Annotated in this window: 23 protein-coding genes and 1 pseudogene; 15 read left to right on the forward strand and 9 right to left on the reverse strand. The window is 66.8% G+C overall.

Translation table 11 applies throughout. The features are described from left to right. Nucleotides 1-17: 17 nt before the first annotated feature. Entirely contained in the window at nucleotides 18-353 is a 336-nt protein-coding gene (locus tag HV766_RS22800; protein WP_175181897.1) for a hypothetical protein, read from the forward strand. A 46-nt stretch (nucleotides 354-399) separates the two neighbouring features. Here the strand turns inward: HV766_RS22800 and secF are convergent, their stop codons facing one another. The 6 genes from secF to HV766_RS22830 form a co-directional block, all read right to left on the reverse strand. Next, nucleotides 400-1,335 (reverse strand): protein translocase subunit SecF, encoded by a 936-nt coding sequence (gene secF / locus HV766_RS22805; RefSeq protein WP_175181898.1) that lies wholly within the window; start codon nucleotides 1,333-1,335, stop codon nucleotides 400-402. Between the two features lie 53 nt (nucleotides 1,336-1,388). Then, entirely contained in the window at nucleotides 1,389-3,269 is a 1,881-nt protein-coding gene (gene secD / locus HV766_RS22810) for a protein translocase subunit SecD (protein ID WP_054451554.1), read from the reverse strand. Between the two features lie 111 nt (nucleotides 3,270-3,380). Further along, the gene (gene yajC, locus HV766_RS22815) at nucleotides 3,381-3,725 is read right to left on the reverse strand and encodes a preprotein translocase subunit YajC (protein WP_054451553.1); all 345 of its coding nucleotides are present in this window, start codon (nucleotides 3,723-3,725) and stop codon (nucleotides 3,381-3,383) included. A gap of 114 nt (nucleotides 3,726-3,839) precedes the next feature. Beyond that, nucleotides 3,840-4,976, reverse strand: a complete 1,137-nt coding sequence (tgt, locus tag HV766_RS22820) for a tRNA guanosine(34) transglycosylase Tgt (RefSeq protein ID WP_054451552.1) — start codon at nucleotides 4,974-4,976, stop codon at nucleotides 3,840-3,842. After that, nucleotides 4,973-6,031 (reverse strand): tRNA preQ1(34) S-adenosylmethionine ribosyltransferase-isomerase QueA, encoded by a 1,059-nt coding sequence (gene queA / locus HV766_RS22825; RefSeq protein WP_175181899.1) that lies wholly within the window; start codon nucleotides 6,029-6,031, stop codon nucleotides 4,973-4,975. Before queA ends, tgt begins: the two co-directional genes overlap by 4 nt. A 134-nt stretch (nucleotides 6,032-6,165) precedes the next feature. Continuing rightward, nucleotides 6,166-6,981 (reverse strand): IclR family transcriptional regulator, encoded by an 816-nt coding sequence (locus HV766_RS22830; RefSeq protein ID WP_054451550.1) that lies wholly within the window; start codon nucleotides 6,979-6,981, stop codon nucleotides 6,166-6,168. 235 nt (nucleotides 6,982-7,216) lie between these two features. Between HV766_RS22830 and HV766_RS22835 the strand changes: the two genes are divergently transcribed. The 3 genes from HV766_RS22835 to upp all read left to right on the forward strand — a co-directional run bounded on the left by HV766_RS22835 (nucleotide 7,217) and on the right by upp (nucleotide 10,810). Further along, complete coding sequence (locus HV766_RS22835) at nucleotides 7,217-8,374, forward strand: ABC transporter substrate-binding protein (protein WP_054451549.1); 1,158 nt, start codon at nucleotides 7,217-7,219, stop codon at nucleotides 8,372-8,374. Nucleotides 8,375-8,536: 162 nt separating this feature from the next. Further along, nucleotides 8,537-9,985, forward strand: coding sequence for a D-alanyl-D-alanine carboxypeptidase/D-alanyl-D-alanine endopeptidase (gene dacB, locus HV766_RS22840; RefSeq protein WP_175181900.1), 1,449 nt, complete (start codon nucleotides 8,537-8,539; stop codon nucleotides 9,983-9,985). 186 nt (nucleotides 9,986-10,171) lie between these two features. Next, entirely contained in the window at nucleotides 10,172-10,810 is a 639-nt protein-coding gene (gene upp, locus HV766_RS22845; RefSeq protein ID WP_054451547.1) for a uracil phosphoribosyltransferase, read from the forward strand. 70 nt (nucleotides 10,811-10,880) lie between these two features. Here the strand turns inward: upp and cysG are convergent, their stop codons facing one another. Both cysG and HV766_RS22855 read right to left on the reverse strand, forming a co-directional pair. After that, nucleotides 10,881-12,296, reverse strand: a complete 1,416-nt coding sequence (gene cysG / locus HV766_RS22850; RefSeq protein WP_175181901.1) for a siroheme synthase CysG — start codon at nucleotides 12,294-12,296, stop codon at nucleotides 10,881-10,883. 103 nt (nucleotides 12,297-12,399) lie between these two features. Then, a complete protein-coding gene (locus tag HV766_RS22855) occupies nucleotides 12,400-13,011 on the reverse strand; it encodes an ANTAR domain-containing response regulator (RefSeq protein WP_225588907.1) in 612 nt (203 codons plus the stop codon). A 367-nt stretch (nucleotides 13,012-13,378) separates the two neighbouring features. Here HV766_RS22855 and HV766_RS22860 point away from each other — a divergent pair, with 367 nt between their 5' ends. From HV766_RS22860 to HV766_RS22905, 10 genes and pseudogenes are all read left to right on the forward strand, one after another. Next, nucleotides 13,379-14,680, forward strand: a complete 1,302-nt coding sequence (locus HV766_RS22860) for a CmpA/NrtA family ABC transporter substrate-binding protein (protein WP_175163578.1) — start codon at nucleotides 13,379-13,381, stop codon at nucleotides 14,678-14,680. Nucleotides 14,681-14,704: 24 nt separating this feature from the next. Further along, nucleotides 14,705-15,535, forward strand: coding sequence for a nitrate ABC transporter permease (ntrB, locus tag HV766_RS22865; RefSeq protein WP_054451543.1), 831 nt, complete (start codon nucleotides 14,705-14,707; stop codon nucleotides 15,533-15,535). A 4-nt stretch (nucleotides 15,536-15,539) separates the two neighbouring features. Next, complete coding sequence (locus HV766_RS22870) at nucleotides 15,540-16,415, forward strand: ABC transporter ATP-binding protein (RefSeq protein ID WP_125473315.1); 876 nt, start codon at nucleotides 15,540-15,542, stop codon at nucleotides 16,413-16,415. A gap of 8 nt (nucleotides 16,416-16,423) precedes the next feature. Then, a pseudogene (locus tag HV766_RS22875) lies at nucleotides 16,424-17,626 on the forward strand (NAD(P)/FAD-dependent oxidoreductase); the annotation flags it as partial. 21 nt (nucleotides 17,627-17,647) lie between these two features. Beyond that, on the forward strand, nucleotides 17,648-20,377 hold the full coding sequence (locus HV766_RS22880) for a nitrate reductase (RefSeq protein WP_175181903.1): 2,730 nt from the start codon (nucleotides 17,648-17,650) through the stop codon (nucleotides 20,375-20,377). A gap of 128 nt (nucleotides 20,378-20,505) precedes the next feature. Beyond that, on the forward strand, nucleotides 20,506-21,231 hold the full coding sequence (locus HV766_RS22885) for a hypothetical protein (RefSeq protein WP_082400762.1): 726 nt from the start codon (nucleotides 20,506-20,508) through the stop codon (nucleotides 21,229-21,231). Between the two features lie 83 nt (nucleotides 21,232-21,314). After that, a complete protein-coding gene (locus HV766_RS22890; RefSeq protein WP_013395739.1) occupies nucleotides 21,315-21,632 on the forward strand; it encodes an ElaB/YgaM/YqjD family protein in 318 nt (105 codons plus the stop codon). A 69-nt stretch (nucleotides 21,633-21,701) separates the two neighbouring features. Next, on the forward strand, nucleotides 21,702-22,118 hold the full coding sequence (locus tag HV766_RS22895) for a phage holin family protein (protein ID WP_054451540.1): 417 nt from the start codon (nucleotides 21,702-21,704) through the stop codon (nucleotides 22,116-22,118). A 3-nt stretch (nucleotides 22,119-22,121) separates the two neighbouring features. Further along, nucleotides 22,122-22,490 carry a hypothetical protein gene (locus HV766_RS22900; protein ID WP_175181904.1) on the forward strand — a complete coding sequence of 123 codons (369 nt, stop codon included), beginning with the start codon at nucleotides 22,122-22,124 and terminating at the stop codon, nucleotides 22,488-22,490. Nucleotides 22,491-22,661: 171 nt separating this feature from the next. Then, nucleotides 22,662-23,675, forward strand: a complete 1,014-nt coding sequence (locus HV766_RS22905; RefSeq protein ID WP_254593352.1) for a CAAX protease — start codon at nucleotides 22,662-22,664, stop codon at nucleotides 23,673-23,675. Nucleotides 23,676-23,718: 43 nt separating this feature from the next. On the opposite strand, the gene ubiD is transcribed toward HV766_RS22905, so the two are convergent. Further along, the gene (gene ubiD, locus HV766_RS22910) at nucleotides 23,719-25,263 is read right to left on the reverse strand and encodes a 4-hydroxy-3-polyprenylbenzoate decarboxylase (protein WP_054451538.1); all 1,545 of its coding nucleotides are present in this window, start codon (nucleotides 25,261-25,263) and stop codon (nucleotides 23,719-23,721) included. Nucleotides 25,264-25,344: 81 nt separating this feature from the next. On the opposite strand from ubiD, the gene HV766_RS22915 reads away from it, so the two are divergent. After that, nucleotides 25,345-26,163 (forward strand): lytic transglycosylase domain-containing protein, encoded by an 819-nt coding sequence (locus HV766_RS22915; protein ID WP_054451537.1) that lies wholly within the window; start codon nucleotides 25,345-25,347, stop codon nucleotides 26,161-26,163. Nucleotides 26,164-26,183: the final 20 nt, after the last annotated feature.

Consider the following 26,183-nt stretch of genomic DNA (forward strand, 5'->3'; position numbering starts at 1 on the left):
CAGTCGGGAGCGACGCCGTGGCTTTTCTTCTATTCCCCGTCTTGTTCGCGGCCAGCCTGCTGATCAGCCTGGCGGCCGGCGCCGTGCATGGCCGGCGTCTTGGTTGGAAGGCCCCGGCTACGCGGCGGTGGCTGTTCGTGGCGGGATGCCTTGTGCTTTCGTATCTGGTCGGCCTGGCGCTGGTCATTCATGACCCGTACTTTGACGACAACGGGGTGCCTGAATTCATTCCGTGGCGTTTCCGCTGGACCTGGGCCTGGCTCTACGCCGGCTTGCTGCAGTTCGCCGTGGTTCCGAGCGGCTTGGCCCTGCGGTTCCTGGCCAGGCGTAAGACGGCAAGCGCCGCGCAATAAAAAACCCGCCGTGATTGCGGCGGGTTTGTCTTCAAGCGGAAACGGATCAGGCGGCTTCGCCTTCCTCGCCTTCCTTCTTGACCGGCTTGACCAGGTCTTCGCGCTTGACGCCCAGCCACATGGCCAGGGCCGCGGCCACGAACACCGACGAGTAGATGCCGAACCAGATGCCGATGGTCAGGGCCATGGCGAAGTAGTGCAGGGTGGGGCCGCCGAAGAACAGCATGGCCAGCACCATCATCTGCGTGGAACCGTGGGTGATGATGGTCCGGGAGATGGTCTGCGTGATGGCGCTGTTGATGACTTCATGCACGTCCGCCTTGCGGTACTTGCGGAAGTTCTCGCGGATCCGGTCCATGATGACCACGGATTCGTTCACGGAGTAGCCCAGCACCGCCAGCACGCCCGCCAGCACCGACAGCGAAAATTCCCACTGGAAGAAGGCGAAGAAGCCCAGGATGATCACCACGTCGTGCAGGTTGGCGATCACGCCGGCGACGGCGAACTTCCATTCGAAGCGGAAGCCCAGGTAGACCATGATGCCGATGACCACGACCAGCAGGGCCATCAGGCCGTTGTGCAGCAGCTCCTGGCCCACCTGCGGGCCCACGAACTCGACGCGGCGCAGTTCGACGCCGGAGTCGGCGGTCTTCAGCGCGGCCATGACGGTTTCGCTCTGCGTGGCCGAGGTCTGGCCTTCCTGCAACGGCAGGCGGATCATGACGTCGTGCGAGGTGCCGAAGTTCTGCACCTGGAAGTCGGTGTAGCCCAGCTTGGAGACCACGCCGCGCACGTTTTCAAGCTGCGCCGTCTGGGCGTAGTTGACTTCCATGACCGTGCCGCCGGTGAATTCGATCGACAGGAGGAAGCCGCGCGTGACGATGAAGAAAACAGCCGCCAGGAATGTGACGAGGCTGATGATGTTCAGCACCAGCGCGTGGCGCATGAACGGGATGGTGCGGTGAATACGGAAAAATTCCATTTTTCGCCTTAGGCTTTATCTGTGGCGGGCGGCCGGGCCGCCCGCGCTCATGTTCAGTTGGTCTTCGGTTTCCAGACTTCACCGATGGAGATCGACGTGAGCTTCTTCTTGCGGCCGTACCAGAGGTTGGCCAGCGCGCGCACACCCACCACCGACGAGAACATCGAGGTCAGGATGCCCAGCACGTGCACCACGGCGAAGCCCCGGATCGGGCCGGAACCGAAGGCCAGCAGCGCCAGGCCCACGATCAGCGTGGTGAGGTTCGAGTCGAGAATGGTGCCCCATGCGCGTTCGAAGCCGTGATGGATGGCTTGCTGCGGACTTGCGCCTGCGCGCAGTTCCTCGCGTATCCGCTCGTTGATCAGCACGTTCGAGTCGATGGCCATGCCCAGCGTCAGCGCGATTGCCGCGATGCCCGGCAGGGTCAGCGTGGCCTGCAGCATGGACAGCAGCGCCAGCAGCAGCAGCACGTTCATGGTCAGGCCGATCGTGGAGAACACGCCGAACAGGTGGTAGTACAGGATGATGAAGGCAGCGATGGCCAGGAAGCCGTACAGCGTCGAGTAGAAGCCCTTGGCGATGTTGTCCGCGCCCAGGCTCGGGCCGATGGTGCGTTCCTCGATGATGGACATGGGCGCAGCCAGGGCGCCGGCGCGCAGCAGCAGCGCGGTGTCGGCGGCCTCTTCGGAGCTCATGCTGCCCGAGATCTGCACCTGGCCGCCGGCGATTTCGCCGCGGATGACCGGAGCCGTGACCACTTCGCCCTTGCCGTTTTCGAACAGCAGGATGGCCATGCGCTTGCCGATGTTGTCGCGGGTGACGTCGCGGAAAATGCGGGCGCCCTTGGAGTCCAGGGTCAGGTGGACGGCGGCCTGCTGGGTCTGCGAGTCGCGGCCGGGTTGGGCATCCTGCAGGTTTTCACCGGTCAGGATGACCTGGCGGCGGACCAGGATGGGACGGCCGTCGCGGTCGTTGTAGCGTTCAAGGCCGAAGGGCACGCTGCCGCCCAGCAACGCGGCCTGCGCGGCGGGGGAGTCGTCGACCATGCGGATTTCCAGCGTGGCGGTGCGGCCCAGCAGTTCCTTGGCCTTGGCCACGTCCTGCACGCCGGGCAGCTGCACCACGATGCGGTCGGCGCCTTGCTGCTGGATGACCGGTTCGGCCACGCCCAGTTCGTTGATCCGGTTGTGCAGCGTGTTGATGTTCTGCTTGAGCGCGGAATCCTGCACGCGGGTGACGGCGGCCGGGTTCAGCGCAGCCATCAGCAGCGGCTTGCCGTTTTCCATGCGCTCGGTGAATTCCAGGTCGGGCAGGCGGCTGCGCAGCGTGGAAATGGCGCGGTCGCGGTCGTCCGTATTGGCGAAGGTGGCGGCAATGGCCATGCCCGAGCGTTCGACGCCGGCCACGTTGACCTTCTGGTCGCGCAACACGGAGCGCACGTCGGCGGCCAGGGAGTCGTAGCGGGCGGTCAGGGCGCCCTGCATGTCCACTTGCAGCAGGAAGTGCACGCCGCCGCGCAGGTCCAGGCCCAGGTACATCGGCTTGGGCGCGAACCAGCCCAGCGCGCGCATCCAGGCGGGCGAAGCGGGCAGCAGGTTCAGCGCGACCGTGTAGTGGGGGTCGCCGGCGACGGTGTTGAGGGATTTGTCGATCAGGTCGCGCGCCTGCAGCTGCAGGTCGGTCGACGTGAAGCGGGCGCGCACGGTGCCGAGCGTGCCGTTCTGTTCGTAATAGACCCCTTCATTGGGGATCTTGGCGTCGGTCAGGATCTGTTCGACCCGGCTCAGCATGGCGGGATCGACCTTGATCGTGGCCTTGGCGCTGGAAACCTGGACGGCCGGGGATTCGCCGTAGAAGTTGGGAAGCGTGTACAGCAGGCCGATGATGACCGCGACCAGGACCGTAATGTACTTCCAAAGGGGATAGCGGTTCATTGCCGGCTACTTCATGTAAAAGTGATGAAAGGGCCGCCCGGGCGGCAAGCGCGGCGGGCGGCGACAGGGCCATCAAGCAACAGGAGCCCGATGGGGGCTCCTGTGGGACGCTTACAGGGCCTTGATGGTTCCCTTGGGCAGCACGGTCGAGACCGAGGACTTCTGCATGATCACTTCGACCGGCTTGTCGGCCAGTTCGGAGACTTCGACGGTGACGTAGCTGTCGTTGACCTTGGTGACCTTGCCGAGCATGCCGCCGGCGGTGACCACTTCGTCGCCCTTGGCCAGGGCGGCGATCAGGTTGCGGTGTTCCTTCTGGCGCTTCATCTGGGGACGGATCATCAGGAAGTAGAGGATCACGAACATCAGGATGATGGGCAGCATGCCCATCAGCGCGTTACCCTCGGGGGCGGCGGCCTGAGCCACGACGAGGCTGGCGGTATCGATAACGGACATTGAATTCTCCTGCGTTTAGTCTGTTTGGGTGTTTGTATCTAGTGTTTTTCTGCGCCCATCCCCGCGCGAGCCATGGATAGGGCAAGCCGACTATTGTATATAGGTCCTGAAATTCTAATCCACCCCCCGCGCCCGGTCTGCCGCGAACTGCGCGCGCCAGGCGTCGAAGCGGCCTTCGGCGATGGCTTCGCGCATTTCCTTCATGATGGTCAGATAGAAATGCAGGTTGTGCAGGGTGTTCAGGCGCGCGCCGGTGATTTCGTTGGCGCGCTGCAGGTGGTGCAGGTAGGCCCGCGAGAAATTCGCGCAGGTATGGCAGCTGCAGCTGGGGTCCAGCGGTCGGGTGTCGTCGCGGTACTTGGCGTTGCGGATCTTGACGTCGCCAAAGCGCGTGAACAGCCAGCCATTGCGGGCGTTGCGGGTCGGCATGACGCAGTCGAACATGTCGACGCCGCGGCTCACGCCTTCGACCAGGTCTTCCGGCGTGCCTACGCCCATCAGGTAGCGCGGCGCCTGGGCCGGCAGCTTGGGCGTGACATGCGCCAGGATGCGCATCATGTCTTCCTTGGGCTCGCCGACCGACAGGCCGCCGATGGCGTAGCCGTGGAAGCCGATCTCCTGCAGCCCGGCCAGGGATTCGTCGCGCAGGGCTTCGTACATGCCGCCCTGGACGATGCCGAACAGGGCGTTGGGGTTCTGCAGGCGGTCGAACTCCTCGCGTGAGCGGCGCGCCCAGCGCAGCGACATGCGCATGGAGCGGGCGGCCTCTTCGACGGTGGCGGGGCGGCCGTCGATTTCATAGGGCGTGCACTCGTCGAACACCATGACGATGTCGGAATTCAGCGAGCGCTGGATGCGCATGGATTCTTCCGGCGTCAGGAACAGCCGCGCGCCGTCGATCGGGGACGCGAACTTGACGCCTTCCTCGGTGATCTTGCGCATGCCTTGCAGGCTGAACACCTGGAAGCCGCCGGAATCGGTCAGGATGGGCTTGTCCCACTGCATGAAGCCATGCAGGCCGCCATGCTTTTCCATGATTTCCGTGCCCGGGCGCAGCCACAGGTGGAAGGTGTTGCCCAGCACGATCTGCGAGCCGATCTCTTTCAGTTCGTGCGGCATCATGGCCTTGACGCTGCCATAGGTGCCCACAGGCATGAAGATGGGCGTCTCGACCACGCCGTGGTTCAGCGTGATGCGGCCGCGGCGGGCGCCGCCGTCGGTGGCGAGCAGTTCGAAATTCAGTCCGGTCATGGGGCGGGGGACTCGATAAACATGGCGTCGCCATAGCTGAAGAAGCGGTAGCGCTCGGCAACGGCGTGGGCGTAGGCGCGGCGTATCGGTTCTACGCCGGCCAGCGCCGACACCAGCATCAGCAGGGTCGACTGGGGCAGGTGGAAGTTGGTGACCAGGGCGTCGATGACGCGGTACCGGTAACCGGGGGTGATGAAGAGGCGGGTATCGCCCTGGGCGGCGGCCAGCGGCAGGCCGGGGGCGGTGCGCCCTTCGGTCTGGGCGGCGGCGGATTCCAGGGCGCGTACGCTGGTGGTGCCGACGGCGATGACCCGGCCGCCGCGGCTGCGGGCGGCGGCGATCGCGTCGACCGTGGCTTGCGGCACGGTGAACCATTCGGCGTGCATGACGTGGTCGGCCAGGTTGTCCACGCGCACCGGCTGGAAGGTGCCCGCGCCCACGTGCAGCGTGACGAAGGCGCGTTCCACGCCCATCGCGGCCAGGCGGTCCAGCGTGGGTTGGTCGAAATGCAGGCCGGCGGTGGGCGCGGCCACGGCGCCGGGCTCGCGGGCGTAGACCGTTTGGTAGCGCTCGTCGTCGCCGGTGTCGGCTTCGTGCGTGATGTAGGGCGGCAGCGGAGTGGTGCCGTGCGCGTCCAGCAGGTCCAGCACGGGGCCTGGGAAGCGGATGTCGAAGAGTTCGCCTTCGCGGCCCAGCACGGTGGCTTCGAAGGCGTCGGCCAGGCGCAGCACCATGCCCGGACCGGGCGACTTGCTGGCGCGCACATGGGCCAGGACGCGGTCGGGTTCGGTGATGCGTTCGACCAGCACCTCGATCTTGCCGCCAGTGATCTTGTGGCCGTTCAGCCGCGCCTTGATGACGCGGGTGTCGTTGAAGATAAGCAGGTCTTGCGGACGCAGCAGCGAGGCCAGGTCGGCGAACTGCCGGTCGTGCAGCTGGCCCGCGCCGTCCAGGTGCAGCAGGCGGCTGCCGGTGCGTTCGGCGGCGGGCGCCTGGGCGATGAGCTCGGGCGGCAGTTCGTAATTGAAATCGGCGACGGTGAGGGGCTGGGACACGCGGCTATCCGTCCGGCAAGGGCGGCAAAAAGAGGGCGGAAACGGGCCAGGCAGGCCCGGGGCAACCCTGTATTGTAAAGCGCCCGCAAGATCGGGCTGCCGGTCCTGGGGACGGATGGGCCTCCCGGCTGGGTTCAGCGCGCCGGGCTCCAGCCCAGCCGGCGCGAGCAATCCGCGGCCGCCGCCGTCAGCGCCCGCACAGGTTCGCCGTCGGCCGACAGGTCGAATCCCCCGTGCAGTCCCAGGCTGGTGATGGCGCCGGCCAGATGACCCTGGGCATCCAGCACCGGCACCGAGGCCGAATTGATGCCGTGCAGCAGGTGACCGCTGACGCTGGCGTAGCCGCGCTTGCGGGTCGCCTGCCACTGGCGGCGCAGCGCGGCGGCGAGATCGGCGGGCGGTTCAGTCGCATCCAGCTTGCGGGCGGCCTCGGGATCATGCGCCTGCAGCGCCTCCCATTCGGACAGCGCCCGCGGCAGGGCCAGGGCTTCGGGCAGCCACGCGGCGAAGACCCGGCCGGTGGCGCTGTTGAGCAGCGGCAGCACCGAGCCCACCCGCACGTTGACGGTCACCGGCAGCCGCGCGTCGCGCCATTGCACGATGGTGGGACCGTGCTGGCCCCAGACCGAGATGAACACGGTCTGGCCGATGGCGGCGCTCAGGCCGTCCAGGCTGCCGGCCGCCAGCTTCACGAAATCCACTTCGGCCAGCGCCGCCAGTCCGGTGTGCAGCGCCTGCGGGCCCAGCCGGTAGCGGGCGCTGGCCGCGTCCTGCTCCACATAGCCGCGCCGCTCCAGCGACACCAGGTAACGGTGCACCTTGGCGCGCGGCATGTCCAGGCTGCGGCCGAGCTCGGAAACGGACAGGGCGCCGCCCAATTCGGCCAGCCGCGTCAGCACGTCCAGGGCGATTTCGGCTGATTGGATCCCCGTGCTGCTATCTGTTGACATGAGTTTGTCTCTTATTAGAATACGTGTATCACTAAAAAATACAGCGCTTGCCAGTCACTGGCAACGTGGAGACCAGCAAGAACGCAGCCGCGCCGCGCTGCGAGGCCGTTCGGACAAACCCGCAGCGGGCCACCGAGGCGCCCGCCAGCCGGGTTCCCCGCCGTATAAACAGAGTTCCACGCCGTAGCGGATCGGCGCAAAGCATAAGACATCCGCGTATCCAAGGAGACTCCGCATGACCCCTCGTCGTACCCTCATGGCCGCCGCGCTGGCCGCCCTGCTGGCAGCGGGCGCCGCGCCCGCGCTGGCCCAGGTGAAAATCGGCGCCACCCTGTCCACCACCGGTCCCCAGGCCTCGCTGGGCATCCCCGAACGCAACACGATCAGCCTGCTGCCCACCGAGATCGGGGGCGTCAAGGTCGAGTACGTGGTGCTGGACGACGCTTCCGACACCACTCGCGCCGTCAGCAATTCCCACAAGCTGATCTCGGAGAACAAGGTGGACCTGATCGTCGGGTCCACCACCACGCCCAACACCATGGCCATGCTGGACACCGTGGCCAGCGGCGCCACGCCGGTGATTACGCTGGCCTCGTCGGCGCGGCTGATCGAGCCCATGGACGACAAGCGCCGCTGGGTGTTCAAGACTCCGCACTCCGATTCGCTGATGGCCGAGGGCATCGCGCGGCATGCGGCGGCCAACGGCGTGAAGAAGCTGGCCTTCATCGGTTTCAACAACGCGCTGGGCGAAACCTTCTGGGTGGAAATCGAGAAGGCGGCCAAGAAGCATGGCATCGAGGTGGTGGGCAAGGAAGCCTTCGCGCCCACCGACACGTCCGCCGTGGCCCAGACCCTGAAGGTGATCGGCGCGGCGCCTGACGCCGTGGTGGTCGGCGCCTCCGGCACGCCCGCCGCGATGCCGGCGCGGGCGCTGCGCGAACGCGGCTACAAGGGCAAGATCTATTTCAACCACGGCGTGGCCAACAACGACTTCCTGCGGGTCTGCGGCGATGCCTGCGAGGGCGCCTGGGTGCCGGTGGGACCGGTGATGGTGGCCGACCTGCTGCCGGATACCAACCCCGTCAAGTCCACCGCCCAGGCCTTCGCCAAGAAGTATGAAGCGGCAAACGGGGCGGGCAGCGTGTCCCTGTTCGCCGCCTATACCTGGGACGTCGGCCTCTTGCTGCAGCAGGCCATCCCGGTGGCACTGAAGACCGCGAAGCCCGGCACGCCCGAATTCAGGGCGGCGCTGCGCGATGCGCTGGAGAACGTCAAGAACCTGCCCACCGCGACCGGCGTGGTCAACATGAGTCCCACCGACCACAACGGGCTGGATGAGCGGGCGCTGGTGATGGCGACCGTGGCTTCCGGCAAGTGGAGGCTGCAGAAATAAGGAGGAAGGCCCCGGCGTTGCGCATGCAATATGTATCTGCTGCGTCCTCAAGAGGCCTTTTTGCTTGTTCGGGGCTGGCGGTGGGAGGGCCTCCCACGCCGCAATTCGTCCAGGTTTTGTATGCTCTCGGTTTTGCAGGACGAGCAACCGGGTGAGCGTGGCATGACGGGACAAGCGTATAAGCGTAGGGGCGGGCTGAAGCGATGGCTGGCCGGCGGGCTGCTGGCCGCGGTGGCGGGCGCGGCCTGGGCGCAGGTGCCCGGCCTGCCGCCCAACGTGGTGAATGCCTGGAAAGCCAGCAAGCTGCCCGACAGTTCCCTGTCCCTGGTGGTGCAGGAGGTGGGCGGGCCGCGCCTGGTGGCGCTGAACGCCAAGGAGTCGCGCAATCCCGCCTCGGTGATGAAGCTGGTCACGACCTGGGCCGCGTTGTCCGAGCTGGGGCCCAACTACGTCTGGCGCACCGAATTCATGACGGCGCCGGGCGCGCGTCCCGACGCCAAGGGTGTGCTGAGCGGCCCGCTGTACCTGCGGGCTGGCGGCGATCCGCAATTCCTGCTGCAGGACCTGTGGGTGCTGCTGCGCGAACTGCGCCTGCGCGGCGTCAAGCAGATCAATGACCTGATCATCGACCGCAGCATCTTCGGCCAGGTCGCGACCGACCCGGGCGCCTTCGACGGCGCCCCGGACCGGGCCTACAACGCCAGTCCGGACGCCCTGATGGTGGGTTTTGGCGCGATGCGGCTGCTCTTCACGCCGGACCCCGCCGCCAATAAATGGGTGCCACTGATCGATCCGCCGCTGCCGGGCCTGAAGATCGAGGGCCGCGTCGAATGGAGCGATGCCCGTTGCCCGGGCCCCCCGGTGGTGACGACCGAGCCGGTGATCACCCAGCAGGGCGTGACCATCCGCGTGAACGGCAAGGTGGCCGGCTCCTGCGGCGAATTCAGCCTGTATCGCCTGGCGCTGTCCCAGCCCGAGTACGCCACCGAAGTGTTCCGCATGCTCTGGAAGGAGCTGGGCGGCACGTTCAAGGGCCAGGTCCGTTCCGGCATGGTGCCGCCCGACGCGGTGGTGCTGGCCTCGCATGATTCGCCCACGCTGGCCGAGGCGATCCGCCAGATCAACAAGCGCAGCAACAACGTCATGGCGCGCACCTTGCTGCTGACCTTGGGCGCCGAGCGCGGCCGCCGGCCCGCCACGGTCTCCAGCAGCGAAGCCGTGGCCAAGGGGCTGCTGGCCAGGCAGGGCCTGGACATGCCCGAGCTGGTCATCGACAACGGCGCCGGCCTGTCGCGCGACGCGCGGGTGTCGGCCGACAGCCTGGCGTCGATGCTGACCGTGGCCTGGAACTCGCCGGTCATGCCCGAGTACATTTCATCCTTTGCGATCGCGGGAGTGGACGGCACGGTACGTCGTCGCCTCAAGGGCGACGGCACGGCGGGCATGGCCCACCTGAAGACAGGCTCGCTGCGCGACGTGCGTTCCATCGCGGGCTACGTGCTGGGCGCCAGCGGCAAGCGCTACGTGGTGGTCAGCATCGTCAACCATGAACAGGCGGGCGCCGTGCGGGCCTTCGACGACGCCCTGATCGCCTGGCTCACTGAACAATAAACATGCCTCCGCCTCGCCGGCGAGTATCTTCGGATCATCCTGCGGGCGGTCAATAACAATTCCCTTCCAAACCGATTACGATCCTCAAATGTGGCTCGACGGCTGGGCGATGCAAAGCGCGCCGCGCCGTCATGGTTCCGCCTGAGGCGAATACCCTGTCTATCAATACTCTGGAGAGTTACGCACATGCCCGTGCACGAAATCCGCCATCCGCTGATCCGCCACAAGCTCGGGATCATGCGCCGCGCCGACCTCAGCACCAAGAGCTTCCGTGAGCTGTCCCAGGAAGTGGGCGCGCTGCTCACTTATGAAGCGTCCAAGGACCTGCCGCTGGCGCCGGCCACCGTCGAAGGTTGGTGCGGTTCGGTGCAAGTCGAAAAGATCGCCGGCAAGAAGGTCACCGTGGTGCCCATCCTGCGCGCCGGCATCGGCATGCTGGACGGCGTGCTCAGCCTGATTCCGGGCGCCAAGGTCAGCGTGGTGGGCGTGGCCCGCAATGAAGAAACGCTGGAAGCGCATACCTACCTGGAACGCCTGGTGGGCGAACTGGACCAGCGCCTGGCGCTGATCGTCGACCCGATGCTGGCCACCGGCGGTTCGATGGTCGCCGCGATTGACCTGCTCAAGCGCGCGGGCTGCAAGGAAATCCGCGCCCTGGTGCTGGTGGCCGCGCCCGTGGGCATCGATACCGTGCTGGCCAAGCACCCCGACGTGCACATCTACACCGCGTCCATCGACGACGGCCTGAATGAACACGGCTACATCATGCCTGGCCTGGGCGACGCCGGCGACCGCATCTTCGGCACCACGCAGAAGACGGAATAGCGGCCGGGGTACGGCCACGAACAAAAACGCCAGCCCGCAGGCTGGCGTTTTGCATTGGGCCCCCGGCCCCTCAGGCTGCCAGACGCTCCAGGCGTCCGTCCAGGTGCTGGCCGAACCACTGCAATTGCGAAGCCAATCCCGCCACTTCGCCCACGATCAAGAGCGCGGGTGAGCGGATCGCGTGTTCGGCGGCCAGGGCCGGCAGCTGTTCCAGCGTGCCCGAGAGCACGCGTTGCTCGGGCCGGCTGCCGTTCTCGATCAGCGCGAACGGCGTGTCGGGCGAACGGCCGTGGGCCAGCAGGCGGCCGGTCAGCAGATCCAGTTGCCCCACGCCCATGTAGAAAGCCAGGGTTTGCTTTTCGCGGGCCAGGGCAGGCCAGTCCAGGTTGTCCTCGTCTTCGCGGCAATGCGCGGTGACCAGGCGGACGGACTGGGCGTGTTCCCGGTGCGTCAGCGGGATGCCGGCATAGGCCGCACAGGCCAGCGCGGCGGTGATGCCGGGCACCACTTCATAACGCACGCCGTGCGCGCGCAGGTATTCCAGTTCCTCTCCGCCCCGGCCGAAGATGAAGGCGTCGCCGCCCTTGAGCCGCACCACGCGGCGGCCGGCGCGCGCGTGCTCGACCATCAGCCTGTGGATGCGGGCCTGGGTGGCGTTATGGTCTTCGCCGGGCAGCTTGCCGACCGATACGCGCTCGGCGTCGCGGCGCGCCAGCGACATGACGTCGGCGCTGACCAGACGGTCGTGCAGGATGACGTCGGCCTCGTTCAGCGCGCGCAATGCCTTCAGCGTCAGCAGGCCGGGGTCGCCGGGGCCGGCGCCCACCAGCACCACGCTGCCGGCGTCGGGCGTTCGCGGCGCCGCCAAGGCCCCCGCCAACGCGGCTTCGGCCTGGGCCGGCTGCTGCTGGCGCAGGAAGCCGGCAACCGGGCCGTCCAGCAGCCAGTCGTAGAAGCGGCGGCGCGCGCCCAGGTCGGGATGGCTGGCGCGGATGCGCTTGCGGTAGTTCGCGGCCAGTCCGGCCAACTGGCCCAGGGTATGGTCGAACAGCGATTCGATGCGTTCCCGGATGCGCCGCGCCAGCACCGGCGCCACGCCGGACGAGGAAATGGCGACGATGACGGGCGAGCGGTCGACAATGGAGGGCACCTGGAAGGACGACAGCTCAGGATCGTCCACCACGTTGCTGAAGATGCGCCGGGCGCCGGCAGCCTCCGAGACGGCGGCGTTGGTCTCGCGGTCGTCGGTGGCGGCGACCGCCAGCCAGACTTCGTCGAGCCAGGCGGGATCGAATCGGCCGGACAAATGGCGGATGCGGCCTTCGGCGGCCAGCGCGGCCAGGGCGGGCGTCAGTTCCGGCGCTCCCACCAGCACGTCGGCGGAGGCTTCCAGCAGGGACAGCGTCTTGCGTTCGGCGACGGCGCCGCCGCCCACCACCAGGACCAGCCTGTCTTTCAAATCGGCAAAAATCGGGAAAAGCTTCATGAATGCCAGCCTCGGGCGTACCCGGCATAGTGTCGTTGGATCATAGGAAGGGGGCTTCATCCCCACAACTTTTGATTTCTTTGTTCCATATAACCAAAGCTTATTAAGTGGCCTTGCCCAGCCACGCGCTCATTTCCACGACCTCCCGCGCGACTTCGCCCAGCCGCTTCTGGCTTTGCATGGCGCGCTGGCGCAACAGGCCGTGGGCCTCATCCTCGGAAATCGCCCGCGCCTTCATCAGGATGCCCTTGGCCTTTTCCACCCATTGGCGGTCGGCCAGGCGCAATTGCGCTTCGCGCAGTTCTTCGCGCCGCGACTTCTCCATGGCGAAGCGCTCGATCGCCACCGTCAGCAGCGGCTCGATGCGTCCGGCAGGCACGTCGCCGACCACGTAGGCCGCGACGCCTGCGCGCAAGGCGCTGCGTATGGTTTCGCGATTGCCGTTGTCGGTGAACATCACGACCGGGCGGTCGCTGTGTTCGCTGGCCACGCATACGTTCTCCAGCGTGTCGCGGCCGGGGGCGTCGCTGTCTATCAACACCACATCGGGTGCAGCTTGGGCGATGGCGGCGGCCAGATCCATGTCCGGCGCCATTTCGGCCACGACATGTACGCCCGCTGCGGCCAGCGTTTGCCGCAGCGACGCCGCGCGTCCCTCGCCATCGTTGAGCAGCATGACCTTGAGCATGAGATTCCCCCTGATGCTTTCAGTCACGCAAGTTCCATGCCATCGTGTTGCGCCGCGCCGGCCGCCAGTCGCGCACAGCCGCGGAGCGCACTCCGCACGCGGATGGTGCGCTGCCGCAACCGGAGGTGCACCAAGTTGGTTCGCACCCTGTTTTCCGTCAACGCGGAGTGCGCGCCGATTGGCGAGGCAGCGTCAGCGGGGGCGCGGGCTGGCGGCCTTTCAGGCCATGTTTTTTTCTTTCTGGCACAGCGTTTGCTTCAGTGAAAGCGGGCGGCCAACGAAGGTTGCCCGACGCAACGCGCCGCGACCTGCGGCAAGGGACAACGACGTTCCGCAGCGCCACCGGATGGGAATCCGGGGCGCGCGGGACGTTTTTTTTTGCCAGGAGCCATGCATGACGCCATCGACCCGTAGCCCCTCCACAGAAGCCGCCGCGGCCGGGGATCTCAGCGCCAACGCCGCACGCCGTAAATGGCTTTGCGGCACGGCGCGCGCGGTGGCCGGCGCCAGCCTGCTGTCGCTGGTCGATCCGCTGGTGCGTGCCGGCGCCTGGGCCGCCGGCACCGACGCGCCCGAGAAGACCGAGGTCAAGATCGGCTTCATTCCGCTGACCGACTGCGCCTCGGTCGTGATGGCTTCGGTGCTGGGCCTGGACAAGAAGCACGGCGTGACGATCACGCCGTCCAAGGAAGCGTCCTGGGCTGCCGTGCGCGACAAGCTCATGAACGGCGAGCTGGACATGGCCCACGTGCTGTACGGCCTGGTCTACGGCGTGCACCTGGGCATAGGCGGGCCGAAGAAGGACATGGCCGTGCTGATGAGCCTGAACCAGAACGGCCAGGCCATCACGCTGTCGAACAAGCTGCTGGCGGCGGGCGTGCGCGACGGCGAATCGCTGGCCAAGCTGATGGCGTCCGACAAGCGCGAGTACACGTTTGCGCAGACCTTTCCCACCGGCACGCACGCGATGTGGCTTTACTACTGGCTGGCGACCTACGGCATCCATCCCATGAAGGACGCCAAGGTCATCACCGTGCCGCCGCCGCAGATGGTCGCCAACATGCGCGTGGGCAACATGGACGGCTACTGCGTGGGCGAACCCTGGGGGGCGCGCGCCATCCTGGACAAGATCGGCTACACCGCCGTCACTTCGCAGGGCATCTGGACCGACCATCCCGAAAAGGTGCTGGGCACGAGCGCGGACTTCGTGTCGCGCCACCCGAACACCGCGCGCGCAGTCACGGCCGCCATCCTGGAGGCCAGCAAATGGATCGACGCCTCGCCCGCCAACCGCCAGAAAACCGCCGAGACCATCGCGGCCAAGTCCTATGTCAACACGGACGCGAGCGGCATCGTCGATCGCATGCTGGGCCGCTATGACGATGGGCTGGGGAAAAGCTGGACGGACGAGCACGCCATGCGCTTCTACGCCGACGGCGCCGCCAATTTCCCGTATCTGAGCGACGGCATGTGGTTCCTGACGCAGCACAAGCGCTGGGGGCTGCTGAAGGAACATCCCGATTATCTGGCGATGGCGAAACAGATCAACCGGATAGACCTCTACAAGCAGGCCGCGCAGGCCGCTGGCGCGGCGTTGCCGGCCAGCGAGATGCGCACTTCGAAACTCATCGACGGCGTGGTCTGGGACGGCAGCAACCCTGCCGCCTACGCCGACGGATTCAAGGTCAAGGCCTGAGCGCCGATACGAAAGGGGCATGCAATGTCTGACGCAACGAGTATGAGCCGCGGCGATGAACTCCTCGCCCTCTGGCGCGAGCGCCTGGAATCCGCGTTGCGGGCCGTGGTGGGGCCCGTGGCGGGCTTCGCACTGTTTGTGCTGGTGTGGCAGGTGGTGGCGATGCGGATACCGGAGATTCCCACGCCAGGCGTGACCTGGCGCGCTGCCGTCGAGCTGTTTTCCGATCCGTTCTACGACAACGGCCCCAATGACAAAGGCATAGGCTGGAACCTGCTGGCATCGTTGCAGCGCGTGGCGGTGGGCTTCGGCCTGGCCGCGCTGGTCGGCATCCCCGCGGGTTTCGCCATCGGCCGCTATGCGGCGGTGCGGGCAATGTTCTCGCCCATCGTCAGCCTGCTGCGGCCGGTGTCGCCGCTGGCCTGGCTGCCTCTGGGGCTGCTGCTGTTCAAGGCGGCCAACCCGGCCGCCATCTGGGCCATCTTCATCTGTTCGATCTGGCCGATGATCATCAACACCGCGGTCGGCGTGGCGCGCGTGCCGCAGGATTACCTGAACGTGGCGCGGGTGCTGAACCTGTCCGAATGGAAGGTGACCACCAAGGTGCTGCTGCCCGCCGTGCTGCCCTACATGCTGACCGGCGTGCGCCTGTCGATCGGCACCGCGTGGCTGGTGATCGTGGCGGCGGAAATGTTGACCGGCGGCACGGGCATCGGCTTCTGGCTTTGGGACGAATGGAACAACCTGAAGGTGGAGCACATCGTCATCGCCATTTTCGTGATCGGCATCGTCGGGCTGCTGCTGGAAACCCTGCTGGTCGCCCTGGCCCGCCGCTACACCTATACCGAGGAATAGCGCCATGAAGAAATACGTACGCATCGAGCGCGTGGGCCAGACGTTCAACACCCGCAAGGGCGCTTTCGTGGCACTGCGCGACATCGACCTGACCGTGGAGCAGGGCGAGTTCATCACGCTGATCGGCCATTCCGGTTGCGGCAAATCGACCTTGCTCAATCTCATCGCCGGCCTGACCCGCCCCACCAGCGGCGTGCTGCTGTGCGCGGAGCGCGAGATCACGGGCCCCGGCCCGGACCGCGCCGTGGTGTTCCAGAACCATTCGCTGCTGCCCTGGCTGAGCTGCTTCCAGAACGTGTACCTGGCGGTGGAGCGGGTGTTCGGCGCCAAGGAGAAGCGCCCGCAGCTGGTCGAGCGCACACGCGCGGCGCTGGACCTGGTGGGCCTGCTGCCAGCGCAGAACAAGCTGCCGCGCGAGATTTCCGGCGGCATGAAGCAGCGCGTCGGCATCGCGCGTGCGCTGGCGATCGAGCCGGGCGTGCTGCTGATGGACGAGCCCTTTGGCGCGCTCGACGCGCTGACCCGTGCGCACCTGCAGGACGAATTGCTGAAGATCGTCGCCAAGACGCACACCACCACCGTCATGGTCACGCACGACGTCGACGAAGCCGTACTGTTGTCCGACCGCATCGTGATGCTGACCAACGGCCCGGCCGCGACCATCGGCGAAATCCTGCCCGTGCCTTTGTCCCGCCCGCGCGACCGCGTACGGCTGGCCAATGACGCGGCCTATCTGGCGTGCCGGGCCGCGGTGGTCGACTTCCTGCATCGCCGCCATGGCAATCCCGAGCGCTCGCAGGCGGCGCTCCAGGCCAACGCGGCGCTGGATGCGGACCCGCAGCCGCTGGCCGAGGCCGGGGCGTCGCGCGCCGCCGCGTAGGGACCGCCATGGATGCGAAGCAGAAGCTGGTGGTGGTCGGCAACGGCATGGCGGGCATACGCACGCTGGAAGAGCTGCTGAAGCTGACGCCCGACCTGTACGAGATCACGGTATTCGGCGCCGAGCCGCATCCCAACTACAACCGCATTCTGCTGTCGCCGGTGCTGACCGGCGAACAGAGCTTGCAGGATATCGTGCTCAACGATGAGGACTGGTACGTCCGCCACGGCATCCGCCTGTTGTTGAACCGCAAGGTCGTGGGCGTCAACCGCGCCCGTCGTACCGTGCTGGCGGACGATGGGTCAGAGACGCCCTATGACCGGCTGTTGCTGGCCACGGGCTCGAATCCGTTCATTCTGCCGGTGCCCGGTAGTGATCTGGACGGCGTCGTCGCCTTTCGCGATATCGGCGACGTGAACCGGATGATAGAGGCGTCCTCGCGCTACCGGCACGCAGTGGTGATAGGAGGCGGCCTGCTGGGCCTGGAGGCCGCCAACGGCCTGGCCGCGCGCGGCATGGACGTGGCCGTGGTGCATCTGGGGGAAGCGCTGCTGGACAGGCAGCTGGACGGCGGCGCCGCGGCCATGCTGCGCCGCGGCCTGGAGGCGCGCGGCCTGAAGTTCCTGCTGGGGCGCCAGACCCGCGAGATCCTGGGCGGGGCCGACGGGCGGGTGCGTGCGCTGCGCTTCGCGGACGGCGCAGAAATTCCGGCGGACCTGGTGGTGATGGCGGTGGGCGTCAGACCCAACACGGAACTGGCCGAACGTTGCGGGCTGCATGTGAACCGCGGCGTGGTGGTCAGCGACACCTTGCAGACCTATGACCCGCGCATTTACGCGGTGGGTGAGTGCGTGAGCCATCGCGGCACCGCCTATGGGTTGGTCGCGCCCTTGTATGAGCAGGCGAAGGTGGCGGCCAACCATCTGGCGCTGCACGGCATTGGCCGCTACGAAGGCAGCGTGACGTCGACCCGGCTCAAGGTCACCGGCATCGACCTGTTTTCCGCCGGCGATTTCGCCGGAGGGCAACAGACCGAGTCGATCACGCTGGCCGATACGCCTGGCGGCGTCTACAAGAAACTGGTGATCCGCGACGACAAGCTGGTGGGCGCCTGCCTGTACGGCGACACGGCGGATAGCGCCTGGTATGTGCGCTTGATCCGCGAGGGCCGGCGCATCGGCGCATTGCGCGAGCGGCTCATGCACGGCGAAGGCGCGGCGGAGGAATAAGGGATGGACGCGCCCATGATTCGCCGGATCGATATCGCGGACGCGGCGCCGCAAGGCGTGCGCGAAGTGGCGTCGGTATGCTGCTATTGCGGCACCGGCTGCGGCGTGCGGGTGCAAGCGCGCGATGGCGCGGTGCTGCGCGTGCGCGGCGACGAGCAGCATCCCGCCAACCATGGCCGGCTCTGCAGCAAGGGCCTGGCGCTGGCGGACACGGTGCGGCGCGATGGCGCGCGTGTGCTGTCGGCGCAATGGCGCGAGACGCGTGCCCACCCCCGGCGCGCCATCGCGCTGGACCAGGCGCTGGATATCGCCGCGGCCAGGCTGGCCGACGCCATCGCGCAGCATGGCCCGGACGCGGTGGGCTTCTACCTGTCGGGGCAGTTGCTGACCGAGGATTACGCGGTCTTCAACAAGCTGGCTCGCGCGCTGGCCGGCACCAACAACATCGACACCAATTCGCGCCTGTGCATGTCCAGCGCGGTCTCGGGCTACAAGCGCACGCTCGGCGCGGATGCGCCACCGGCCTGCTACGAGGACCTGGACCTGGCGGACACGGTGCTGATCGCCGGCTCCAACATGGCCTATGCGCATCCCGTGCTGTTCCGGCGGCTGGAGGCCGCGCGGGCGCGGCGTCCTGGCATCAAGGTGATCGTCGCGGATCCGCGGCGCACCGATACCGCGGCCTTCGCCGATCTGCACCTGCAGCTGGCGCCGGGTACGGATGTGGCCTTGTTCCACGCCATGCTCAATGTCATGGAGCAGGAGGGGTTGCTGGACCACGGCTACATCCAGCGGCATACGGAAGGCTTCGAGCCTTTGATGGCGCGCGCGCGGCGGTACACGCCGCAAGCGGCGCAAGAGATCTGCGGCGTGCCGGCGGAGGACATCGTCCAGGCGGCGCGCTGGTTCGGCGCGGCCGGCGCGGCGCTGTCGCTCTACACCATGGGCTTGAACCAGTCGACCAGCGGCACCGACAAGAACGCCGCCCTGATACATCTGCATCTGGCGACCGGGCAGATCGGCAAGCCGGGGGCGGGGCCGTTTTCGCTGACGGGGCAGCCCAACGCGATGGGCGGGCGCGAGGCGGGCGGCATGGCCACGCTGCTGCCGGGCCACCGCGATCCCGCGTCCGCGGCCGACCGTGAGGCGACGGCCGCACTGTGGGGCGTGGGCGCCTTGCCGCAGGCGCCGGGCGTCACCGCGCTGGAGATGTTCGACGCGGCGCTGGATGGGCGCATCAAGGTGCTGTGGATCGCGGCCACCAACCCGGCGCAGTCCCTGCCAGACCAGGCCCGGGTGCGCGCGGCGCTGGAGCGCGCCGACTTCGTCATCGTGCAGGAGGCGTATGCAGGCACCGAGACCCTGGCCTACGCCGACCTGGTGCTGCCCGCCGCGACCTGGCCCGAGAAGTCCGGCACCGTGACCAATTCGGAACGGCGCATCAGCCGGGTGCACGCCGCGATCGATCCGCCTGGCGACGCGCTGCCGGACTGGCGGCTGGCACAGGAGGTCGCGCTGCGCCTGGCCGCCCGCATGGCCCCGCCCAAGGCGGCGCTATTCGCCTATCGGGATGAAAGCGAGGTCTTTGCCGAACATGCCCGCACAACCGCGGGCCGGGACCTGGATTACAGCGGGCTGGATTACGCGGCGCTGCATGCGCACGGACCGCAGCAATGGCCGTATCGGCAAGGGCAGGGTACTGCGCGCCTGTATGCCGATGGCATGTTCCCCACCGCCAGCGGACGCGCCCGTTTCTGCGATGTGGATTACCGCCCAGTCGCCGAAGCCGCTACGCAGGAATATCCGCTGCGGCTCACCACCGGCCGCTTGCGCGACCACTGGCACACCATGGCGCGCACATCCCTGGCCCGCGCGCTGACGCAGCATGTCGAGGAACCCTGGGTGTCCATGCATCCCGAGGACATGCGCCGGCTCAAGCTCGAAGCCGGCGCGCTGGCCAGGCTGGCATCGCGCCGGGGTAGTGTGGTGCTACCCGTGCAGGAAGACGACTCGCTGGCAGAGGGACTGGTGTTCCTGCCCATGCATTGGGGCAGCGCCTACATGGCGGGACATGGGGTCAACGCGCTGACCAATCCGGCTGCCGATCCCCTGTCGCGCCAGCCGGAACTCAAGCACAGCGCCGTGTCCGCCGAACCGGCCGGCCTGGCGTGGCAGGCTGCGGGCTGGCTGCAGGGCGACAGCGTCGTGTTGCGCGCGCGGCTGGCGCCCTGGCTGCGGCGCTTCGACTACGCGGTCGTGCTGCCGGCGGGCGCGGGTGGCGTGCGGATGCGTCTGGCAGCCCCCGCCGCGCCGTCGGCAGAGGTCCTGGATGCGATGGCGGATGCGCTGGACCTGCGCCTGCCCGACGTGGCTTTCGACGATCCCGCGCGCGGCCAGATGCGCAGGGTGAAGGTGGAGCAAGGCGCCTTGCGCGGCTTTCTGCTGGCAGGCGATCTGCGGGCGCAGGATGCGCTGTTGTCCTGGGCCGGCGGCGGCGATGCGCCGGCCAGCGTGGCGGCGCTGCTGACCGGACGGATTGCGGGCGCGGTCCGCTCGCGCACGGTCTGTGTCTGCAATGGCGTGAGCGAGGCCGCGATCCTTGCCGGCATCGCCCGGGGCTGCGATCTGGCGGCCTTGAAGACTGCGCTGGGTTGCGGCACCGGCTGCGGTTCCTGCGTGCCGGAGATCCAGGCCCTGATCGGCCGCGCCGCGCGCGCCGCCGCACCGGCATAGCCGCCGCCAGCTTGGCTGCGGCCGACACGTTCCGACACGCGCCGCGTCTCGCAACCGGTGTAGTATCAAGCCAGCCATGCGCCAGGCGCGGGCGGTTTTTATCCGGATTCATGGAGTGGCTTGTGACGATGCGAAAAATGGCATCCCTGGTTTTTACGGTGGGCGCGCTGGGCGCGGCCGCTGCGGCGCAGGCCGGCGTGTGCGATGCGCAGTTCATGCATGACGGCGGCGCGGTGCAACTGACCGGCAGCGGCAATCTGGCGCTGGGCGCCGACCTTACTTTCGCCGAAGTTACAAAAAGCAATGGCGACAACTGCCGCGCGCGCGTGCAGGGCGTGGCCACGTTCAGCTATGCGGGCCTGCCCCCGGGCAAGTCCAAGCTGGATTACCTGATGACGGTCAAGGGCGGCCAGGCTACCTTCCTGCGCTATGCCTCCGCGGGCGAAGCGCCCAAGCCTTCCGAAGGCCAGTTCGACCTGCGCATGCTGGGTCTCTTCGCCTATGACGGCAAACTCAGCGCCGGCCAGAAATTGCCTGGCTCGTCGTTCCGCCTGAAGATCGGCAAAGAGGCGCCCGTCGGCGGCCAGCCCAGCACCACGGTGCGCATCGGCGAGAAAACCGTGGGGCAGAAGACTTCGGTGAGCACCGCGCTGGGCGCGCAGTCCTGCCATCCGATTACCTACACCCGCAATTCGGATCCCACCATGGCCACGTTCCAGGGCCTGACCATTCCCATCCCCGGCATGAACACCACCGTGACGGACTGGTACTGTCCGGCGATCAATCTGGTGATGAAGCAGGACATCGATCAGGGCGGCGTCAAATCCGCCGTTGAGATTACGCAAATCAAGTAGCACACCGTAGCAAGCGCGCCGTGTCTCCCGCATGGCGGCTGGTATGATGGTTCCGTCATTGACACACAACAGGAGCTCAAATAATGGCCACGAGAAAATCCGAAGAAGTCGCAAAAGAAAAACTCATCGACAGTGTCAAGTCCAGCCTGAATGACGCCGAAAGCCTGCTGCGCGAAGCTGCCAGCAGCACGGGCGACAAGGCCAACGAATTGCGCGACCGTGCGCTGACGTCCCTGAAGCGCACGCGTGAAGCCCTGTACGAAGCGCAGGACGCCGTGCTGGAACGCGGCCGCAAGGCTGCCCGCGCGACCGATGACTACGTGCACGACAATCCCTGGCAAGCCATCGGCATCGCAGGCGTGACCGGCCTGCTGCTCGGCTTGCTGATCAGCCGCCGCTGATAGGGCAGGACATCCGGGCGGGCGGCGCGGGCGCAAGGCCGTGCTTCCCGCCCGGCGTCCTTCTCAGCCATGGGTCTACGAAAATCTGTTTTCGGCGTTGCCTCCAGCGTGGTCGGGCTGTTGCGCACGCGCCTGGAATTGCTGGCGCTGGAAGCAGCGGACGAAAAGGCGCGCCTGCTCAAGCTCTTGGGCATGGCGTTTGCTGCGCTGCTGTTCCTGACGCTGGCGGTGCTGGTCTTCACCGTCACGGTCGCGGTGGCGTTCTGGCCCACTGAAGACCGCTATCTGGCCCTGGGCCTGTTGGCGGGTTTCTACGGTCTGGTTGGCGTGGCCTTGCTGGTGGCGGTGCGCCGCGGGCTGGTCTACGGCGCGCCGCCGTTCGCGGCCACGCTCGAAGAGCTTGGGCGCGACGCTGAATTGCTGGATCGGGTGCGCGACGCGCAGGACGACGACGAAGCGCAGGCGCGCCGGCGCGAGGAGGGCTGAAGCATGACGAAAAGGTCTCCCACCGTCGACCGCGCCGTGCGCATCGAACTGCTGCGCGCCCGCGCCGCCATCGAACGCGAATCGCTGGCGCAGAGCATCGCGTCCACCGGACGCAAGCTGGAACCGGCCGCGCTCCTCAGGGGGCTGCTGCCGGGTCTGGCTTCCGGAGGCGCATCGCGCTGGGCCTTGCAGGCAATCAGCCTGGCGCGTCGCTATCCCATCGTCAGTTCATCGCTGTCCGCCATGATCATGCGCGGCGGCAAGCGCTCCAAGCTTCTGAAGATCGCCGGCGGCGCCTTTGTCGGCTGGCAATTGTTCAAGGCCTGGCAGAACTCGCGCCGTGATGATGATCTGGACGCTGGCAAGCGCTGAGGCTGCGGCTTCGCCCAACAAAAAACCCGCCATTGTTTTTGGCGGGTTTTTTTATGCTGGGGCTGGCGCAACGTTCTGCTTGCCGATTCGGGCCAGCCAGAAAGCAAAAGCCCCGGCTCCAGGCCGGGGTGGGTATCAGGTCTTACATGATGGGTCGTAGGCTTGCGCCCATTGGAAGCCATCACCAACCTTACGAAGATTGTATGTATTTCCATCGGCCACCGTCAACGGCGACGGCCTGACCCTTCTTCCAGGTTCGGCGATATGCCCCATACATTGCAGTACCGTCCACTGCTGATCGATACGCTCATCACCAACGAACGCATCGGCAGCTATCAGAGCGTATTCCAGCCGGCGAATGACATGGAGCTGGTGGGGGCGTATCTATGGAATGCGCATGCCTGCGGTGCCCTGTACCCCCTGATGGGCGCGGTAGAGGTCACCCTGCGCAACGCCATCGACCAGGCGCTGGTGGCCGACCTGGGACGATTCTGGTGGGCGGGCGGCAAACTACGCTATCGCTCCTTCGCAGCGGGCGTGGACGCGCCGCACGCGGTGCAGGCCGTGCGCGAGAACTTCGCCAAGGCGACCCGCAACCATGTTGCCGAGCAGCGCCGTCGCCATGCCGCGCGCGGCAACGTGACGCCGCAGCACCATGGCATCATCGCCAAGACGGAATTCTCGACCTGGGAGTTTCTGCTGGACGGGGAGTTCATGGGGCGCGGACTGATCTGGCCCAGGCATTTGTCCGCCGTGTTTCGTGGAAAATGGCCGCTACGCCAGGCTGGCGCGATGCTTGCTCATGTGCACGATCTGGTCGCCACGCTGCGCGACTTCCGCAATCGCCTGTTTCACCATGAGCCGGCTTGGAAGCGCTATGGCGTGCTGACCGAGACGGATGCCGTGCAGCACTTGGAGGAAAAGGCGGCAAAGGCAGAACGTCTGCTGGAACTGATCCACCCGGAAAACCTGCGGCTATTGCAGGCCAATGGCCTATTGCGGAATGCGCGACGGGCTTGCTCGTCGGCTGAAATCAGACGCTTTCAGCATCTGGCGCAGACGCATCGGATCAATTCGTTGGCCGTGCTGACGGGATTGGTTGCGCGCAGTGCGCAGGAGAACAGTGCCTTGGTCGCCCGGCTGGATCCAGGGCAGGATCAGCATTTTCTGATCCTGCCCCGCTGAAATCCAGGTTGCATATCGGAGGGGCGCTGCGCCCGCCCGCTGTTTACAGCCCCAGCTGCCCCCACATCTCATCCACCCGCTTCTTGACGTCCGCATCCATGGTGATGGGGGTGCCCCATTCCCGATTGGTCTCGCCGGGCCATTTGTTGGTGGCGTCCATGCCCATCTTGCCACCCAGGCCGGAGACCGGCGAGGCGAAGTCCAGGTAGTCGATGGGCGTGTTTTCCACCAGCAAGGTGTCGCGCACCGGGTCCATGCGGGTGGTCATCGCCCAGACCACTTCCTTCCAGTCGCGCGGATTGATGTCCTCGTCCACCACCACGATGAACTTGGTGTACATGAACTGGCGCAGGATGCTCCACAGGCCGAACATGACGCGCTTGGCGTGGCCGGCATACTGCTTGCGGATCGACACCACTGCCAGGCGGTAGCTGCAGCCTTCCGGCGGCAGGTAGAAGTCCACGATCTCGGGCAACTGGCGGCGCAGCAGCGGCACGAAGACCTCGTTGAGCGCCACGCCCAGCACGGCGGGCTCGTCGGGCGGCTTGCCGGTGTAGGTGGAGTGGTAGATGGGATTGCGCCGCATCGTGATCCGCTCCACCGTGAAGACGGGGAACCAGTCCTGCTCGTTGTAGTAGCCGGTGTGGTCGCCGTAGGGACCTTCCAGCGCCATTTCGTAATCGGTGTTCGGCGGCGGGTTGACGCCTTCGGGCACGACGGGTGCGATGGCGCGCGGGTCGGATGACGGCAGCAGGTGGCCTTCCAGCACGATCTCGGCCCAGGCCGGCACGGACAGGTCGCTGCCCAGCGCCTTGGCAACCTCGGTGCGGGATCCGCGCAAGAGGCCGGCGAACTGATATTCGGACAGGCTGTCGGGCACCGGCGTGACCGCGCCCAGCGTGGTGGCGGGGTCGGCGCCCAGGGCCACGGCGATGGGGAAGGGCGTGCCGGGATGCGCCAGGGCGTGGTCGCGGAAATCCAGCGCGCCGCCGCGGTGCGACAGCCAGCGCATGATCAGCTTGTTGGGGCCCAGCAATTGCTGCCGGTAGATGCCCAGGTTCTGGCGGCGGGCGTTGGGGCCGCGCGTGATCACCAGGCCCCAGGTCAACAGCGGCGCCACGTCGCCGGGCCAGCAGGTCTGGATCGGCAGGCGGTTCAGGTCGACGTCCTTGCCTTCCCAGACGATTTCCTGGCAGGCGGGGCTTTTGACGTTCTTGGGGCTCATGTCCCACAGCGCGGACTTCAGCATCGAGACCTTGGCCAACGCATCGCGCAGGCCCTTGGGCGCTTCGGGCTCGCGCAGCGAAGCGAGCAGTTCGCCGATGTCGCGCAGGGCGCTGACGTCGTCGGCGCCCATGCCGCGGGCGACGCGGGCCGGGGTGCCGAACAGGTTGGCCAGCACCGGCATCTGCGCCGTCTGGCCATTGTGCTGCGCGTTTTCGAACAGCAGGGCAGGGCCCTCCGCACGCAGGACGCGGTCGGATATTTCAGTCATTTCCAGCCGGGTGGACACCGGCGCAGCGATGCGTCTGAGCTCGCCCATGCGTTCAAGTTGGGCGATGAAGTCTCTAAGGTCGCGGTATTTCACTACAGATCCCAGCTATTTGGTTACATATTGGGTAGACAGAGAGGTTAACATTGACTCCCTCTTTTTAACGCAGGAGGTTTTATGCCCGATGCGTCAGTGGCCAGCCTGTTCCGAAGCCTGGCCCAAGGAGTGCACCAATATCTTGCCGAGTCCCTGCGCATTTGCTCCGTTTATCTGGGCATTGCGGTCATTGTGACGGTAAGCATGGGATTCGCCCTGCCTGGTTTGCGCGACCAGGCATTGCAAGTGCACAAAGCCTTGTTGACCGCCCTAGCGCCTACATCCATGCAAACCGGCACCGAATCCGAAGCCGGTTCCGAACTGGGTTCCGACATGTCGTCGGCAATTGCCATGGCCGTTCCTTCTGCTCCCGCCAGCAATGCCACCGGCATGCTGGGGCCCGCCCGTGTCGCGCCTGCGGCGCCCAAGCCCGTTGCGATGAGCGCCACTGGCCCGCAGGCAGAAGCCTTGCGCAACTATATTTCGCGCAAGTACAAGGTCGCGTATGACGCCACCGGCCCGCTGCTGAATACCGTGTACAAGGTAAGCCGCGAAAAGAAGCTGGACCCGCTGCTGGTGCTGGCCGTGATCGCCATCGAGTCCCGCTACAACCCGCTGGCCGAAAGCCACGTGGGCGCCCAGGGACTGATGCAGGTGATGACCAGCGTGCACCAGGACAAATTCGACGCGGTCGGCAAGACCGCGCTGGACCCGGCCGCAAATATCGGGGTCGGAGCCACGATCCTGCGCGATTGCATCAATCGCCGCGGCTCGGTCGATGGCGGCCTGGCATGCTACGTCGGCGCCACCGGACCGGACGACAACGGCTACGGCGCCAAGGTGCAGGCGGAACGCCGCCGCCTGGCGCTGGCCTCCGGGATCGCGCTGGCGCGCGACTGATTCCCGTCCTGGCCTGAATG

Source organism: Achromobacter aegrifaciens (assembly GCF_902859735.1).
In the GTDB taxonomy this organism is placed as follows: Bacteria; Pseudomonadota; Gammaproteobacteria; order Burkholderiales; family Burkholderiaceae_B; genus Achromobacter; species Achromobacter aegrifaciens.